At 56.4% G+C, this 14,554-nt stretch carries 8 protein-coding genes and 3 pseudogenes; 10 read left to right on the top strand and 1 reads right to left on the bottom strand.

Annotation, left to right across the window (positions count from 1 at the left end; genetic code table 11):
* A pseudogene (locus tag A3AI_RS0140980) lies at nucleotides 1–383 on the top strand (integrase core domain-containing protein); the annotation flags it as partial.
* Between the two features lie 865 nt (nucleotides 384–1,248).
* Here the strand turns inward: A3AI_RS0140980 and A3AI_RS0140970 are convergent.
* Nucleotides 1,249–4,260, bottom strand: coding sequence for a WD40 repeat domain-containing protein (locus tag A3AI_RS0140970; protein ID WP_024521014.1), 3,012 nt, complete (start codon nucleotides 4,258–4,260; stop codon nucleotides 1,249–1,251).
* A 216-nt stretch (nucleotides 4,261–4,476) separates the two neighbouring features.
* Here A3AI_RS0140970 and A3AI_RS0140965 point away from each other — a divergent pair, with 216 nt between their 5' ends.
* From A3AI_RS0140965 to istB, 9 genes and pseudogenes are all read left to right on the top strand, one after another.
* Nucleotides 4,477–5,811: a hypothetical protein gene (locus A3AI_RS0140965; RefSeq protein ID WP_156928177.1), complete on the top strand. Its 1,335-nt coding sequence runs from the start codon at nucleotides 4,477–4,479 to the stop codon at nucleotides 5,809–5,811.
* Nucleotides 5,812–5,852: 41 nt separating this feature from the next.
* Nucleotides 5,853–6,278: a hypothetical protein gene (locus A3AI_RS0140960; RefSeq protein WP_024521012.1), complete on the top strand. Its 426-nt coding sequence runs from the start codon at nucleotides 5,853–5,855 to the stop codon at nucleotides 6,276–6,278.
* Between the two features lie 323 nt (nucleotides 6,279–6,601).
* Nucleotides 6,602–8,098: a CBASS cGAMP-activated phospholipase gene (locus A3AI_RS47050; RefSeq protein WP_156928176.1), complete on the top strand. Its 1,497-nt coding sequence runs from the start codon at nucleotides 6,602–6,604 to the stop codon at nucleotides 8,096–8,098.
* A 36-nt stretch (nucleotides 8,099–8,134) separates the two neighbouring features.
* Nucleotides 8,135–8,650, top strand: a complete 516-nt coding sequence (locus tag A3AI_RS0140950) for a TIR domain-containing protein (protein ID WP_245287079.1) — start codon at nucleotides 8,135–8,137, stop codon at nucleotides 8,648–8,650.
* Between the two features lie 835 nt (nucleotides 8,651–9,485).
* Nucleotides 9,486–10,583: a Y4kA family protein gene (locus A3AI_RS0140945; RefSeq protein WP_156928175.1), complete on the top strand. Its 1,098-nt coding sequence runs from the start codon at nucleotides 9,486–9,488 to the stop codon at nucleotides 10,581–10,583.
* Between the two features lie 12 nt (nucleotides 10,584–10,595).
* A complete protein-coding gene (locus A3AI_RS0140940; protein WP_024521008.1) occupies nucleotides 10,596–10,973 on the top strand; it encodes a hypothetical protein in 378 nt (125 codons plus the stop codon).
* A gap of 411 nt (nucleotides 10,974–11,384) precedes the next feature.
* Nucleotides 11,385–12,083, top strand: a pseudogene (locus A3AI_RS47045) (transposase); the annotation flags it as partial.
* Nucleotides 12,084–12,189: 106 nt separating this feature from the next.
* A pseudogene (gene istA, locus A3AI_RS0140930) lies at nucleotides 12,190–13,723 on the top strand (IS21 family transposase).
* On the top strand, nucleotides 13,689–14,552 hold the full coding sequence (gene istB / locus A3AI_RS0140925) for an IS21-like element helper ATPase IstB (RefSeq protein WP_024520684.1): 864 nt from the start codon (nucleotides 13,689–13,691) through the stop codon (nucleotides 14,550–14,552). Before istA ends, istB begins: the two are co-directional and overlap by 35 nt.
* Nucleotides 14,553–14,554: the final 2 nt, after the last annotated feature.

The following is a 14,554-nucleotide window of genomic DNA, read 5'->3' as shown; positions in this document are numbered from 1 at the left end:
CGACAATGGGATCCAGTTCACTTTCCCACCGCGCTACGCGGATGGCCCGACAGCAAGATACGCGACACATATGTTCGATATGCGCTGCCAAGAGAACGGGATCGAACATCGCCTGACCAAGATCAAGCATCCCTGGACCAATGGCCAGGTCGAGCGCATGAACCGCACGATCAAGGAAGCGACCGTCCAACGCTACCACTACGATCGACACGATCAGCTCCAAGCTCACCTTGCCGACTTCATCAACGCCTACAACTACGCTCGGCGGCTGAAGACCCTGAAGGGCCTCACGCCTTACGAATTCATCTGCAAATGCTGGACTTCCCAGCCAGAACGATTTCAAACTCAATCCGCTCCAGCAAATGCCGGGACTAAACACCTAAAGCATAGCCCGTGATTCAACCCGTGGCAGCGAGGCATGATATTCATCGATGCTATCGAGATCGATGAGCGTCTTGCCTCCCATCTTGTAGGCCCTGATCCGTTGCCGCGCGATTAGCTCATAAGCTTTCGTTTTTCCGAACTTTCCATAGCGACACCCGTCCTTAAACTCGGCGAGCCGGCGGCGCTTGTTGTTGTCGTTGTCAGCCATGGTTCAGAGAGGTGGCGCTTCGATGATCTCTACCGTAGTGGGTTCAGGACTGAGCCGCGTGAGTTGGCATTTGCACAGGGTGACGTGTGTGGAGTCGCTTTGCGAGATAACGCTGCTTCCCTGGTAGCTTGCACCGTCTCAACTTGCATTGTTTCGGTGCAATCGGCCCGTCGCGCGTGATCCGGACTTAACCAATCTTTATATTGCCAATGGTGTCGACCAAAAGGCTTTTCGATGCAGCCTCCAACTCCTGCGTGCAGGAGAGAAAAAATCGGACGGTTGGAAGCACTGTCGCCGGTCCCGTGCCCTGCCATCCCCGCGCTCATTCTGGCCATTGGGCAACTTCGTGTGTGCGCGGCTTTCGCTATCTGAGGGTCGCACGTTCGAACCGTGCCGGGCGCGGATCAGCCCAACTGAGGAAGCGAACATGGCCGGAATCCAGGGAGGCCACCAAGCAGATGAAAAAGCACAATTTTTTTGTTAGCAAAACCGAGAGTACGATCAGGTGCACCAAGCCAGCGTTTCACAATTTCGGTTCGAATCCGCTTCGGGCTGAGCTTGCTAGATCAGGAGCTATTCTCATCAATTCCCTGTGAGTCGCCGTTGTGAGCTTACAGGTTTTCGATTGGGGGGCATTCCCGTCGGCACGTACGCTTCTAAAAACCCAATAGTCGTCGCCAGAATGTGCTGTAGAACGGGCCAGTTCGGGAACAGAGCCCATCTTCATCGATGCCGAGGAGTTTTTCGACACATGTACGAACCACAAGTTTTCGGTCCCGTTCTCTGGTCAATGAGACATCGTACGTCAGAATATCGCCGCTCGCGGTGATCGCGATGATCTGATTGTCGTCGTTTATAAAAAATGCGTCGTTAGCTTCGCGGCCAAGCGAAAATTTCAGCATGGAGACACCCGTCTCAACGTCCCATATGCGGACGGTTCTGTCGCTGGAGGCGGTAACAAGTCTTTTTCCATCCGAGCTCAATCTTGCTGAATTCACATCATAGGTATGGCCAGCTAGGATCTGTATCTGCTTTCCGGAAGAGAGGTTCCAGACGATGGCCTTCCGGTCGATGGTCGACGTTGCAAGAAGCGATCCGTCCCGGCTGAAATGTGCGCTAAGGACTTTTCCTGGATTATTCAGCTTCCAGATTCTCCTTCCTGATCTGGCGTCCCAGACAAACGAGAACTGCTGGCCATTCAGACCAACGTCCGACGCGCCTGCGATGCGACTTCCACTACGATCAAACTCGACGCCGGTTATTCGGGAAGCTTCCGCCAGCGCGGCCGATGTGTGCTCTCGAATATTCACGACTTTGTCGCTGTATTGAGTCGCATCAAGACTGGAAGCGATTGCAACCAGGTTGCCGTCGGGGCTGGATGCTGCGTATGAGTCGCCCGCTGGGAGCTCAGCGATTAGCTCAGCGCTCTCAGAACTTGTGTGCCAACGAGTTATCTTGCCGGCATCCGTCGCTGCGATGAGTGTAGCGGAGTCTGAACCGAACGAGACACTCGTCACCGCCCCCTGATTGCCGCGAAATGCCGGACCCGGAGTCAGTTCGCCCGCGGCGGACACACTGTAAACAACGATACTCCCATCGGAAGTCCCAACGGCGAATTTTCGTCCGTCGTTGCTGACCGCGCCGCATTGAATTGCTTTTGAACTCGCGGTCACGACCGAAGGAAGGATGCTGGTGCCGATGTTCCAGATGCGCGCCGTTCCGTCATCCGATGTTGTTACAATCTGCTTTCCGTCCGGACTGAAGGAAGCCGATGTCAGGGATCGCGCGTGCCCCTTGAGCGCAAAAACCTGCTCGAGGGTCGCCGAGTCCCAAATACGCGCGACATTGTCGAGTGAAGTTGTAAGGATATAACGCTGCTCGGGACTAAACATGCTTTTGCCGACGCCAGAGGTTTGACGGAAAAATGAGACCGGCTTGCCGGTCTGCACGTCCCAAATAACGACATTCCCGTTGCCCGAGCTCGAGATAACCCGCTGGCCGGTTCGACTAAAGTGAACGCTCCAGGCGGCGGCACCTGAGCTTTGAAAAATCAGCCGTAACTTACGGGTCTGCGCATCCACTACAGCAATCAACCCATCCCGGCGGCTCACGACTATCGACTGTCCATCGGGACTGTATTCGGCGCCGGTTGTGTACCGATAGCCCCTCGCGAAATCGGATTCGGGTAGTTCGAGTTTCCCAATCTCCTTTCCAGTCGCAGCATCCCATTCTCTAACTGTCTCGTCATCCGAGGTTGTTACGACCTTCGTCCAGTAGGGGCTGAACATGGCCGTACGGACATCAGCAGAATGACCAACCATCCGTGACCTCGGCTCGCAGCCCGCAGCATCATGCCCGGAGCAGGTTTTGCAGTCCGGAGTCCAGATCCACGCGCCATAGCGTCCGGCGCTCAAAATGGTTTCCGCGGTTTGCCCGAAACGGGTGTCGCGTACCCAGGGGGCACTGCCCGGGCCTACGGCATACCCAGCAAATGCCTTGTCCTGTGTGCAAGAGATGATTTTCTTCCTTGCGAGAACGTCCCAGATCGCAACTGATCCGCCGTTGGACGCCGTGACAATCTTCATCGCGCTCGGATCAAACTCGGCGGTCCGGAAGGGCATTCTCACGCCATTTTTCACCGGCTCCTCATAGTCGTCGTTCTTCAGTTGTCCCGCGTAGGCCGACATCTGGGAGGCGCCTGCGAGAATTGCGAGCAACCTCTTGATCCCGGCGTCTGACCAGCCGCGACGCCAGAAGAAATCGCCGTCAAGCGGTAGTCCCTGAAGAGCCGCCTTGATGGCGCGCTCATATTCCTGATCATTAACTGCCGCTTGGGCTATGCCCGTCAGCTCCTCGATTCTCTGACCTTCTGTGGTTCGGTCGGCGAACACGACTGCTCCAAAAAGCAGGACGACAGCCGTCCAGACACCCGTGCGGCGAAGTCGCTGTTTCAGGCGCCACGCTGCTTTCCATTTGGGAAGTACATCTTCCTTGCTCAGATCTTTCTCGAGCCTCAGCGCAAGAATCTGTGTGGCGAGCTTGAATCGTTCTTCGTTGTAGACCCTGACATTGTTCCATTTGCCAGATTCAGCGTGAAGTTTTCGATCGAGCAATGAGCGTCTGAAGCGTCGCCATCCAGACCTCGAATGATATCCCCTCAGATCAAACCAGAGCTCGTTCAGGCCGCGGCGGTCTTGAGCCAGAGCATCCGGCAACAAGTAGTCGACGGAATTGCTGTGTCCTGCATTGCCATCAAGCCCACTGCCTGGATGTTTGCTTATCTGGCCATGTGTCAGAACAAAGAAGATCGGACCGAAGCCCGGCTGCTCGCGCCACCACTCGATCTCGGCATTTATCCAATGATGCGAAGAGGTGCTTGAGCCGGAGAAAACGAGCAGGCACCGGGAGCTTTCCTGGCAGGTGCGTACAACCTCGCGCAAGATATGTTCGAACGTCTTCGGGTTGGTTGTGTCTGGTCTTGGAATGCGAAAGTCCTGGCCATCGACACAGATCTTAAGTTCATCGCGAAACTGCCGGGAAAGCAGCCGATCCCGATGCAGGCTCTCAATGAAGTCTTCCACGTCCCGGACGAGGTCGCGGTCCGGATCGGTGGCGTAGGTCGCGAAGGCGTCGTAGGTGATCTGGCGCGGCTTGCTCTCTTCGCTCATCCCAGCCTCGTTTTTGGTCTGCGGCTCTAGACACAACCTTTAATTTAATGCAACCTTAGGTCATATGAGAAGGTCCGCGTAATGTCCTCCGGGTTTTGTCCCGGAAGGGTTGGGGGGAGCTGCGCCAGCGGCGAAGCTCGAAAGAGGAACGAGCGGGCGGAGGGGGATTATTTCTATTCGGCTGGAATGCTGAGCAAAGTTTTTTGGAGAAAAGTCATGAAACCTAAATGGCTTAGCCCTTGGCTTGCTATGGTGCTTGCCCTTTGGAGTTACCCGGCAATTAGCGACGAAATTCGGTCTTCCTCGAAAATAGGTATTCTCGTGGCGACCGGGTCTGATCAGGACGCGATCGACTATTACAAGCGCATCGGACCGCTCCTTGCTCTGAAGAATGCAAAAACAGACTTGCCGGACCTGACGGCGCTGCTTCGATACTTCGGATACACGACGTTGACCGGTGAAAAACTCGAGGCTTTACCCTCGAGCGATCTGATGAAGGCATTTCCGAACGATCAGGTCCTTTCGGCAAGATTCTTTGCGCCAAAAATCGTGGATTTCAATTTTCCAAGTTCGAATCCAAAATATCCGTATCAGGCTGGATGGCGGAAGCTGGTAAGGCTAGAGGCCCTGTCCGGTTCGAAAGCCGCCCAGGCGGGACTGGGTGCAGTCTATGTGCTGTTCAACTACGTCCAGAAAGATCCTGCCGTTGATCCGTTTCCCGATGCATCATTCAAAACGGAATCCTTCAATACACAGGTCATCATTCCGCGCGCGAAATTCAAAAAGGGGGCAGAGGACGCCGCCTTCTTCCTTGATTTCAACCCACGCAGCAAAGGCTACACCGCGAACGACTTCCTGTCTGCCGCGTTCGACACCGCTCCCAATCCAGGCAACACACACCAGAATTACTATGTGCCGATCGCCTGTGCCCAGTGTCATGGTCATGATCAGGAGGCTGGAGCGCCCGAGAGCAAGTCGGGCACGTTTCCTTTTATAACAATCAACTATCTCGATACGGACCAGTGGTACGACATGGCTGGCTTTGGCGACTTCCCATCATCGCCGAACGCAAAATTTGACGTTTTGTACGACGGCAGCAGCAATCATGCCTCCAGTCCGTACAAGGCCGCTTTTGATGTTATTAGAAAGCTCAACAAATCGATTCAGCAACAGAATACAGATAGCGCCCGCGCGGATGGCTCATCCCTGTTCCGAATCAAGGCCGTCGATAAATGGCTGACGATTCATCAATCCAATGACAATCCGATTGCTCCCATAGATCGGGCGCTTGATCTGGGAAATGGAAGCGCGGTCTGGAAAAATACGAAGGACGAGGTTCATTTGCTCGAGGTGCTCGACCATTATTGCTTCCGTTGTCACAGTTCCGTTCTCTACAATGTCTTTGACAAGCAGGCAGTACTGGACGAGCGCGCTTCCATGATCGTTAGGGTGCAGCGTCCGTCGACGAACGTACAGCACATGCCGCAAGGCCGTGTTCTGGACAGTACGACCATTACCGATCTCGTGACCTACCTGAAAAATCTCAAATGATTGAATGGCCGCTATTTGAAACGTGATTCTGGAGAAACAGCATGGCGCCGGCGAAACGAGTCGTGTTCAGTGATATTCAAATGTACCTTGAGGCAATAGCAAACAATCCGAATGACAAGCGCAACGTGGACAACTCGGGGCACGGCCGCTTCTGGAATGTGAGCTATGCCCAGTTTACCACCGGAACGATCCCCAATGAGGACTGCAATGGCGCGGCGATTCCAATCGTAGACCGAGACCCGGCGAAGTGTTCCTTTTATCAGGCGCTCAAGGCAAAACAGGGTTGGTGTAAGTTGGGACAGATGCCGCAGGGGGGACCCTACATCACCGACCCGGGATATTCCGTTAAGCTCAGCAACGGCACGGTGATCTCAGGTGCTGACATCGATGCCAACATTGTCTGGTGGCTAACCAATAATATTCCAGAGAAGGAAGTAGGGACCGAGAAGGATACGAACCTCAGCTGAAGTGAGTCGAGGCAGGGCTCGGGCACGCGATGTCGGTTACTCAGGCTGGGCTAACCAATACCCGTCGAGCTCTCTCACTAAAATCAACTCTTGCAATTGGCACGGGCCGCAGTTGTTAGTCGAAAAGCACCAGTGCAGTGAGTGTTGAGACACCATCACATGGGACGGCGCCGCTACACGGTGTCCGTATCTGGCTTGCCGGGGCTGTGCCGTCTGATGGGACCGGCGCGCAGAAGGCGTCTCTTGTCCGGTTCGTTCGAGAGTTCGCGACCGCCGTCTTCAGCGAGGGCGGGCATATCCTGCACGGGAGCCACCCAAGTCTGGTGGGCCCTCTGATCGAGCAGGCGAAGGACCACATTGCAAGAGGCGGCCGCAAGGATTGCCTGACGCTGGCCGTGTCGAGATATTGGTCCAGGGATCGCGCCCGCGTGCCGGTTCAGGAGTGGCGTCAGACCTGCATGGTCTACGAGACCGCCGAAGCGACAGGAGGTCCTTCCGCCAGGGATGATAGTATTGAGATCCTGCGTCAATGGATGGCGGATCGCTGCGATGTTTTCGTCGCAGTCGGTGGTCAATGGTGGCAGCAGGTTGCCGGCCGAGCCGGTATCCCGATTGAAGCCGGGATGGCCATGCAGCGAGGGTTACCCTGCTTTCTGCTTGGCGGACTTGGGGGGGCGGCTGCCGACTACGTCCGGGATCATCCTGAGATCATCGGATATCTCAAAAACGGCATCGACGATGCAGCCAACCAGCGGCTCGCGCTCCAAGAGGACGTTGGCAGTCTGGTCAACGATATTTGCGGGCAATTGTCCCGTCTCCCGCTCGTGCGAGGACGTGTATCCGATGGCATCTCGTTTCGTATTCTCGCCCTTGATGGTGGTGGCATTAAAGGTGCCTTCACCGCCGCGGCTCTGACAACCATGGAGCAGTCACTTGGCGTCCCAGTAGCAAGCCAGTTTGACCTAGTGGCCGGTACATCCACGGGGGGCATCCTGGCAATCGGGCTGGGTATGGGGCTACATCCAGACGACATGCTGAAATTCTACCGTGATCGCGGGCCGATTGTGTTTCCGGCGATGCGGTTTTACAGGAAGTGGAGATCTCAACTACGTCACATGTTGAGCCCCAAGTATTCCCAGAACCTACTTCGACGTGAGCTGGAGCAGGCTTACTTTCGCGACGGCAAACACAAACTGCTCGGTGACTCGGTCTGTCGCTTGGTCATTCCGGCCTACGATGCGATCAGTGGCGTTTGCCACGTATTCAGGACGCCGCACCATGAGCTCCTGAGCGCCGATCACGCTACAGATGCCGTCGAGGTAGCGCTGGCGACGGCAGCCGCGCCAACGTACTTCTCCTCAGCGATCGTCAGGAACCTGGTTTCAGACGCTTCGTTTTTTGACGGTGGAGTATGGGCGAACTGCCCGGCGATGGCCGCTATTATTGAAGCGGTATGTTACCTGGGCGTACCGTTGGATCGCATCGATGTCCTGAGCATCGGGACAACGGAAGAGCCCTTTACAGTCAAGAGCATGGCGCAGGCTGGCTGGGCGCGATGGGGAAAGACCCTCATTGATCTATTGATGAATGCTCAGGTTGATTCGGCCGTCCGGCACGCTCAGCTTCTCGTCGGCGAACCGCGTTTCTTGCGTGTAAACACAATGACGACGCCAGGTATGTATGCAATCGACGGAAGCCGGGAAATCGAGAACCTCATCGCCCTTGGAAATCGTAAGGCGTCCGATCCAGAAATTCTTTATCAGGTCAAGTCGCGCTTCCTGAACCGTATCGACGCCATGGACTGGAGACTAAAGGAGTAGCGATATCGCCAGGATTCTCTCAATTGAGTTGTTGAGATGATGCAGGCAAAGGGGGAGCAGGTGCAGCGCAAGGTCTTTTTTAGTTTTCATTTTGATAACGATGCATGGCGGGCATCGCAGGTTCGCAACATGGGGATACTCGAAGGAAACGAGCCTGTAACGTCCAATGACTGGGAGGCAGTCAAGCGCGGAGGCGACGCTGCAATCGAACGCTGGATCGCGAATCAAATGAAGGGGCGGACCTGCGCCGTGGTTCTGGTCGGCGCCGAAACCGCGTCTCGCCCATGGGTGAAATACGAGATCAAGAAGGCGTGGAACGATGGCCTCGGCGTAGTGGGCATTCGCATCCACGGTCTGAAAAACAGGCTCGGCAACACTTCCATAGCGGGCGCCAATCCGTTTGACGGTTTCAATTTGAATGGGACTCCGCTATCTCAGATCGTCAAGCTCTACTCACCGACTGGGGGCGATAGCCAGGCCGTATATGCAGATACAAATAAGAAGCTGGATGGGCTGGTCGAAGAAGCAATCAAGATCAGGGCCAAGTACTGAGCACGGCGGCGCCTGGTGCGAGCTGCGGAAAGGATTTGGGACCTTTCGTGCAGACCGATCGTACGAATCAAGCTTTTGAAAGAAGGCTACCCGAGTCGCAGGCGTGGCCGCGCAAACTGAATGGCGGAAAGTTGCTGATAGGTGCCGGTCGGTTGTTCGAACCACACTAGCCCGTAAAGCATCTTGGCGCTCTGTCGGCGGACGGCGATTAGCTAATTCGACGCGCGCGCGACGCACAACGAGATGATGACGGATTTCTGTTATCGGTGCTGAGGGCTACTCAGTTAACTGTAAAGGTTCTGCATCGATGATCCGGAATTGAGCGAGCGAGGGTGAATTCTCGTGATATCTACGACAGACGACGTCGCCCGCCTCAAGTGTCTGTTCGATTTTGCGCTGACGGACACCCAACCGCTTCCGAACGTCCGTGCTCGCGCACGCCATCCCAATCGCAATTCCGCTGGTTATTTGCGCATTCCTGCAAGGTGGACCGCGGTAGCAGGACCGAGGATACTGGAGCCGTCATCACCGGCCCAACGTGCTTTGCACCACAGGTAGTGTACCGTCGGCACCAGATCTTTGATTTTCTAAATTTTGTTGAGTGGGTCTTCAGCTATGTCCGCCTTCGACCATTTGGGCCAAAGGCGACGTCGGACTTCACGCCGGCTGATGGAAGTAGACTGGAAATCAGATGCAATCCACGCCAAGTCGGCGTGACTTTTTTGTCGCAAACACTTCGCATTCGATGGCTTGTGAGCGGGACTACTCTGGACTCCTCAACCGCTGGCTGAAATTATTGAATGGTTCTTTTAAGTTGTGGTTTGGGGGATAACCGATGGCCAACCCACGTAGTACGTGTGTGTTGCTTTTGTTACTTTTTGTGGCGGGATGTTCAATTCATCCAATACCAGATGATGTTACGGGCCTAAAAACTTCTGAGATTGTTCGGAGAATCCGTTGCGAAGCAAGGGACGGCGTCCGGAAAAAGATCGCTGAATGGTTGATCTACCGAGGGTCCATTGACGATCCGGAGGCAGCAAAGTTAGGCCCACTTATTTATGATGATCCAAGAGCCTTGGACACGCTCAAACAAAATCAGAAAGCGCTTAAACCTATTACATTGAAATATATAAATTACTTCGCCCAATCGGTGATCTCGTACAATTTCACTTTCGATATGACCGAGCTCAACAATTTGGACGCGACAGCCGACCTTACCAAAGTATTCAAAAGCACAAATTCAATCGATACGCTTGCACTGGGCGCTGGCCTTGACCGCTCACGTGAAAACGTGCGCACGTTCACGATCTCAGACAGTTTTGGTGTTCTCGTGTACCAGCTGAACGCCTCGAGTTATTGCGATGGCGCTACGCACGATCCGAATTTCATTTATCCAATTACCGGCAAGGTAAACATCGACGAAATGATCGACACGTTCGTCGATCTAACGATCTTCGGAAATTTGGGATCGTCATCTTCCGGCGGTGATTCGAACGCGTCATCCAAGGGCGGCTCGACTTCATCTTCCGTAAGTAGTCTTAATGCACAAGCGTCAGCGATCAAGCCGGCACCTGCGTCCCAGAGCTCGGATTCCACTGGAGGTACATCGTCAATGGGCGATACAATCACCTTCACCACCAAGCTGAGTGGCTCGGCCACACCGAAGGTAGTTATCGCTCCAGTCACGTCAGGATTGGTAGACGCTTCGTTAGCGGCAGCGCTGAGCCGCACGGACGTGCACAAACTCATTGTGGGAATGTCCGTGCCTACGCCCAACGATGTGGGTGGTGCCAGCAAACGCAGCCTCCTCACCCAGATCGCAACTGCAACGGGCAGCACTCCGAAGGAGAGATCACTGGAAATGATTGCCCAGCAAATCCTTCGTTTTGAAAATCGACGTTTTGGACCTAGCTCTCTTGTCTTTAGCCCTTGAAGGAGATTCCCAATGGCGCCAAACTATGCGACAGGCAACACGCCGCTCAATGTTCCCGTTGCGACGATGGTTACGTTTTACAAGGAGCTTGTTCAAGCGGGAAAGTTAAACGACTATGTTCAGGCAGCCGGTGCCACGTCAATCGGCATACCTCCTATCACTATCGGAAAAGTGTTGGGCCTTCTCGGAGCATTAGCCGCAGCAAACGTCTTGGACGACTTTGTTACATTGGCTGGTGATAAGTTGGTCCCTGTCGATCCTGCCACCATTAACGCAGGCAAAGACTTTCTGTTTAATAACAACATTCACACTGCAAGCCAAACTGCTAGCGCAATGGTGAATACGGATGGCGATTGTCCAGGAAACCATTGCCCCTACATCGTCCACTAATCAACTTCTTAGGTCGTGAACACGAGACCTGCTTGGCACAGCCGCCTCATTGTGCCGAGCGGGGAGAACGCAAGCTAAATCAAGGCCGCCACACCGGCTCTCGCACCCTGTGGGCACTACTCCTTCGCCGTTGCGCGATGATGCGGGAGCCTACGACGCGCCGCCCTAGCTGAAAGTGCGAAGGCCTACGGTTAGGCGCCGCGCTTCATCACCACGATAGCTGGCTCGCAAACCGGTGTGCCCATCTGCGATCACGCGGCCCACGGCGATGGTGGGAATATACCCCAATAAGCGGCCCTATTTGTAGTGATCAGCGTTCTTCTCCTATGGGCCGATTCTGTTGAAAAAGGCGCCGGTTGCGACTCAGAGATACCAGTGATTCAGTCTGCTTAGTTTGCAGGACTGAAGATCATGATGGGGCATCGGCAAGTCGAACAGGCTGCTTTGTTCTATGAGTTCTCGCTCGAGAAGCATATTCCGGCCGACCACCTGCTACGGTCGATCGATAGGTTTGTCGACCTCGAAGAGGTCCGGCGAGACCTGGCGCCATTCTATAGTAGCATTGGTCGGCCTTCGATCGATCCGGAGTTGATGATCCGGATGCTCCTGATCGGTTACTGCTTCGGCATCAGATCGGAGCGGCGCCTGTGCGATGAGACCCACCTCAATTTGGCCTACCGGTGGTTCTGCCGCCTCGGTCTGGACGGTGCGGTGCCGGATCACTCGACGTTCTCCAAGAACAGGCATGGTCGCTTCCGGGAGTACGATCTCTTCCGTCGAGTGTTCGAGAGCGTCCTGCGCCGCTGCATCGAGGAGCGACTGGTCGGTGGTGAAGGATTTGCAGTCGATGCGAGCCTGATCAAAGCCGATGCCAACCGGCAGAAGGGGATCGAAGGCAACAAGGGACTTCCACCGGAGGCCGCCAGCCGAGCTATCGACGAGTATCTGGCCGTCCTCGACGATGCCGCTTTCGGAGCAGCGACCGAGGTCACGCCGAAGTTCGTGTCGCCCTCCGACCCAGCGGCGCGCTGGACAGGAGCGCACAGCGGCCAAGCCTTCTTCGCCTACTCGACGAACTACTTGGTCGACGTCGAGAACGCCATCTGTGTTTCGGCATGGAATAAGGACCCCGTATTCGGGGTGATCGGCATCCAATCGGGACCCCGGGACAAGGGTCCACAGTGGCTTCCATCAAGTCATGGAAGCCGAGGTTGGGATGCTGGTGGTGGAGACGATTGCGAAGATCCGTCGCGCCTATTTTGTTCATGGTCAGCCGATCAAGGCGATCTGCCGCGAGCTTGGCGTATCGCGCAAGGTGGTCCGCAAGGTCATCCGTTCCGAGGCGACGGAGTTCCGGTACGAGCGAGAGACGCAGCCGCTTCCGAAGATGGGCCCCTGGAGTGCCGAGCTTGACCGGTTGCTGGCGGCGAACGAGAGCAAGGCGGCGCGGGAACGGTTGACGCTGATCCGGCTATTCGAAGAGCTTCGCGGCCTGGGCTATGCCGGCGGCTATGATGCGGTTCGTCGCTATGCGCGGCGCTGGAGCCGGGAGCGTGGCGCCTCGACGGCTTCAGCCTATGTGCCGCTGAGCTTTGCGCCCGGAGAAGCCTACCAGTTCGACTGGAGCCACGAAGTGGTCCTGCTGAGCGGGGTCACGGTGATCGTGAAGGCGGCGCACGTCCGGCTTTGCCACAGCCGGATGCTGTTCGTTCGGGCCTATCCGCGCGAGACGCAGGAGATGGTGTTTGACGCCCACGATCGGGCGTTTGCGCTGTTCAAGGGCGCCTGCAGGCGCGGCATCTACGACAACATGAAGACGGCGGTGGAGACGATCTTCGTCGGCAAGGGCCGTCTCTACAATCGCCGCTTCCTGCAGATGTGCAGCCACTATCTGGTCGACCCGGTTGCCTGTACGCCGGCGTCGGGCTGGGAGAAGGGTCAAGTCGAGAACCAGGTCGGGCTGGTCCGCGAACGGTTCTTCACCCCGCGGCTGCGATTCAAGACGCTGGACGGGCTGAACGGCTGGTTGCTCGATAAATGCATTGCCTACGCCAAGGCGCATCTGCATCCAGAGTTCGCCGACCGGACCATCTGGGAGGTCTTCGAGGCCGAGCGGCCCAAGCTCGTTCCCTATGCCGGTCGGTTCGACGGCTTCCATGCCGTGCCCGCCTCGGTCTCCAAGACCTGTCTGGTGCGCTTCGACAACAACAAGTACTCGGTGGCAGCGAGCGCGGTCGGGCGGCCCATTGAGGTCCAGGCCTATGCTGACCGCATCGTGATCCGCCAGGACGGCCGGATCGTTGCCGAGCATCCGCGATCATTCGGCCGTGGCGAGACGGTCTACGACCCCTGGCACTACGTGCCGGTGCTGGTGCGCAAACCCGGCGCCCTGCGCAACGGCGCTCCGTTCAAGGACTGGGTGCTGCCGGCCGCGATCGAACGTGTGCGGCGGAAGCTTGCGGGCTCTGATGACGGCAATCGCCAGATGGTCGACATCCTCAACGCGGTGCTGACCGACGGACTGCCGGCCGTTGAGGCCGCCTGTGCTGAAGCGCTCGGTCACGGCGTCCATTCCGCCGATGTCGTGCTCAACATCCTGGCTCGGCAACGTGAGCCCGCCCCACCAGCCAACATCATGACCCCGGCTGCGCTGATCTTACGCCATGCGCCGATCGCCGATTGTGCCCGCTACGACAACCTTCGGAGGACCATCTGATGGAACGAACCCAAATCTTCGACCTCATGGGTGAGCTCAAGCTCTACGGAATGAAGGCCGCCTTCGACGAGATCATGGCGACCGCAATCAAGCGCCAGCATGAGCCGCAGCGCATTGTCGGCGATCTGCTCACCGCCGAGATCAGCGAGAAGCAGGCAAGATCGATCAAGTACCAACTCACCATCGCCAAGCTTCCACTCGCCAAGGATATCGACGACTTCCAGTTCGATGGCACGCCGATCAACCAGACGCTCGTCAACGATCTCGCCAGCGGCGGATTCATCGCCCAGCAGCGCAACGTCGTGCTGGTCGGCGGCACCGGGACCGGCAAGACCCATCTGGCCATCGCTATCGCGAGAAGCTGTATCCGCGATGGTGCCCGCGGTCGCTTCTACAACGTCGTCGATCTCGTCAACCGGCTCGAGACCGAGACCCGCAACGGTCGGCAAGGCCGGCTCGCCGAACATCTGACCCGCATGGACTTCATCGTTCTCGACGAGCTGGGCTATCTGCCGTTCGCACAATCCGGCGGTCAGCTCCTGTTCCACCTCATCAGCCGGCTCTACGAGCGCACCTCCGTCATCGTCACTACCAATCTGGCATTCGGCGAATGGCCGAGCGTGTTCGGCGATGCCAAGATGACCACCGCGCTGCTCGACCGCCTGACTCATCACTGCGACATCGTCGAGACCGGTAACGACAGCTGGCGCTTTAAAAGCCGCGACGACGATCAAACAACCCGCGCTCGCGCCGTCTCCGCAACCCCGACCAGCTCCGACGCCGCGAGCGCTACCAGCAAAGCACGCCGATCAAAGGGGTCCCTTTTGGATGCCGATAAGGGGTCCCATTCCAATGCCGATTGACA

Source organism: Bradyrhizobium sp. Tv2a-2, from assembly GCF_000472425.1.
Classification (GTDB): domain Bacteria; phylum Pseudomonadota; class Alphaproteobacteria; order Rhizobiales; family Xanthobacteraceae; genus Bradyrhizobium.
This window is presented reverse-complemented; position numbering and strand designations above follow the sequence as displayed.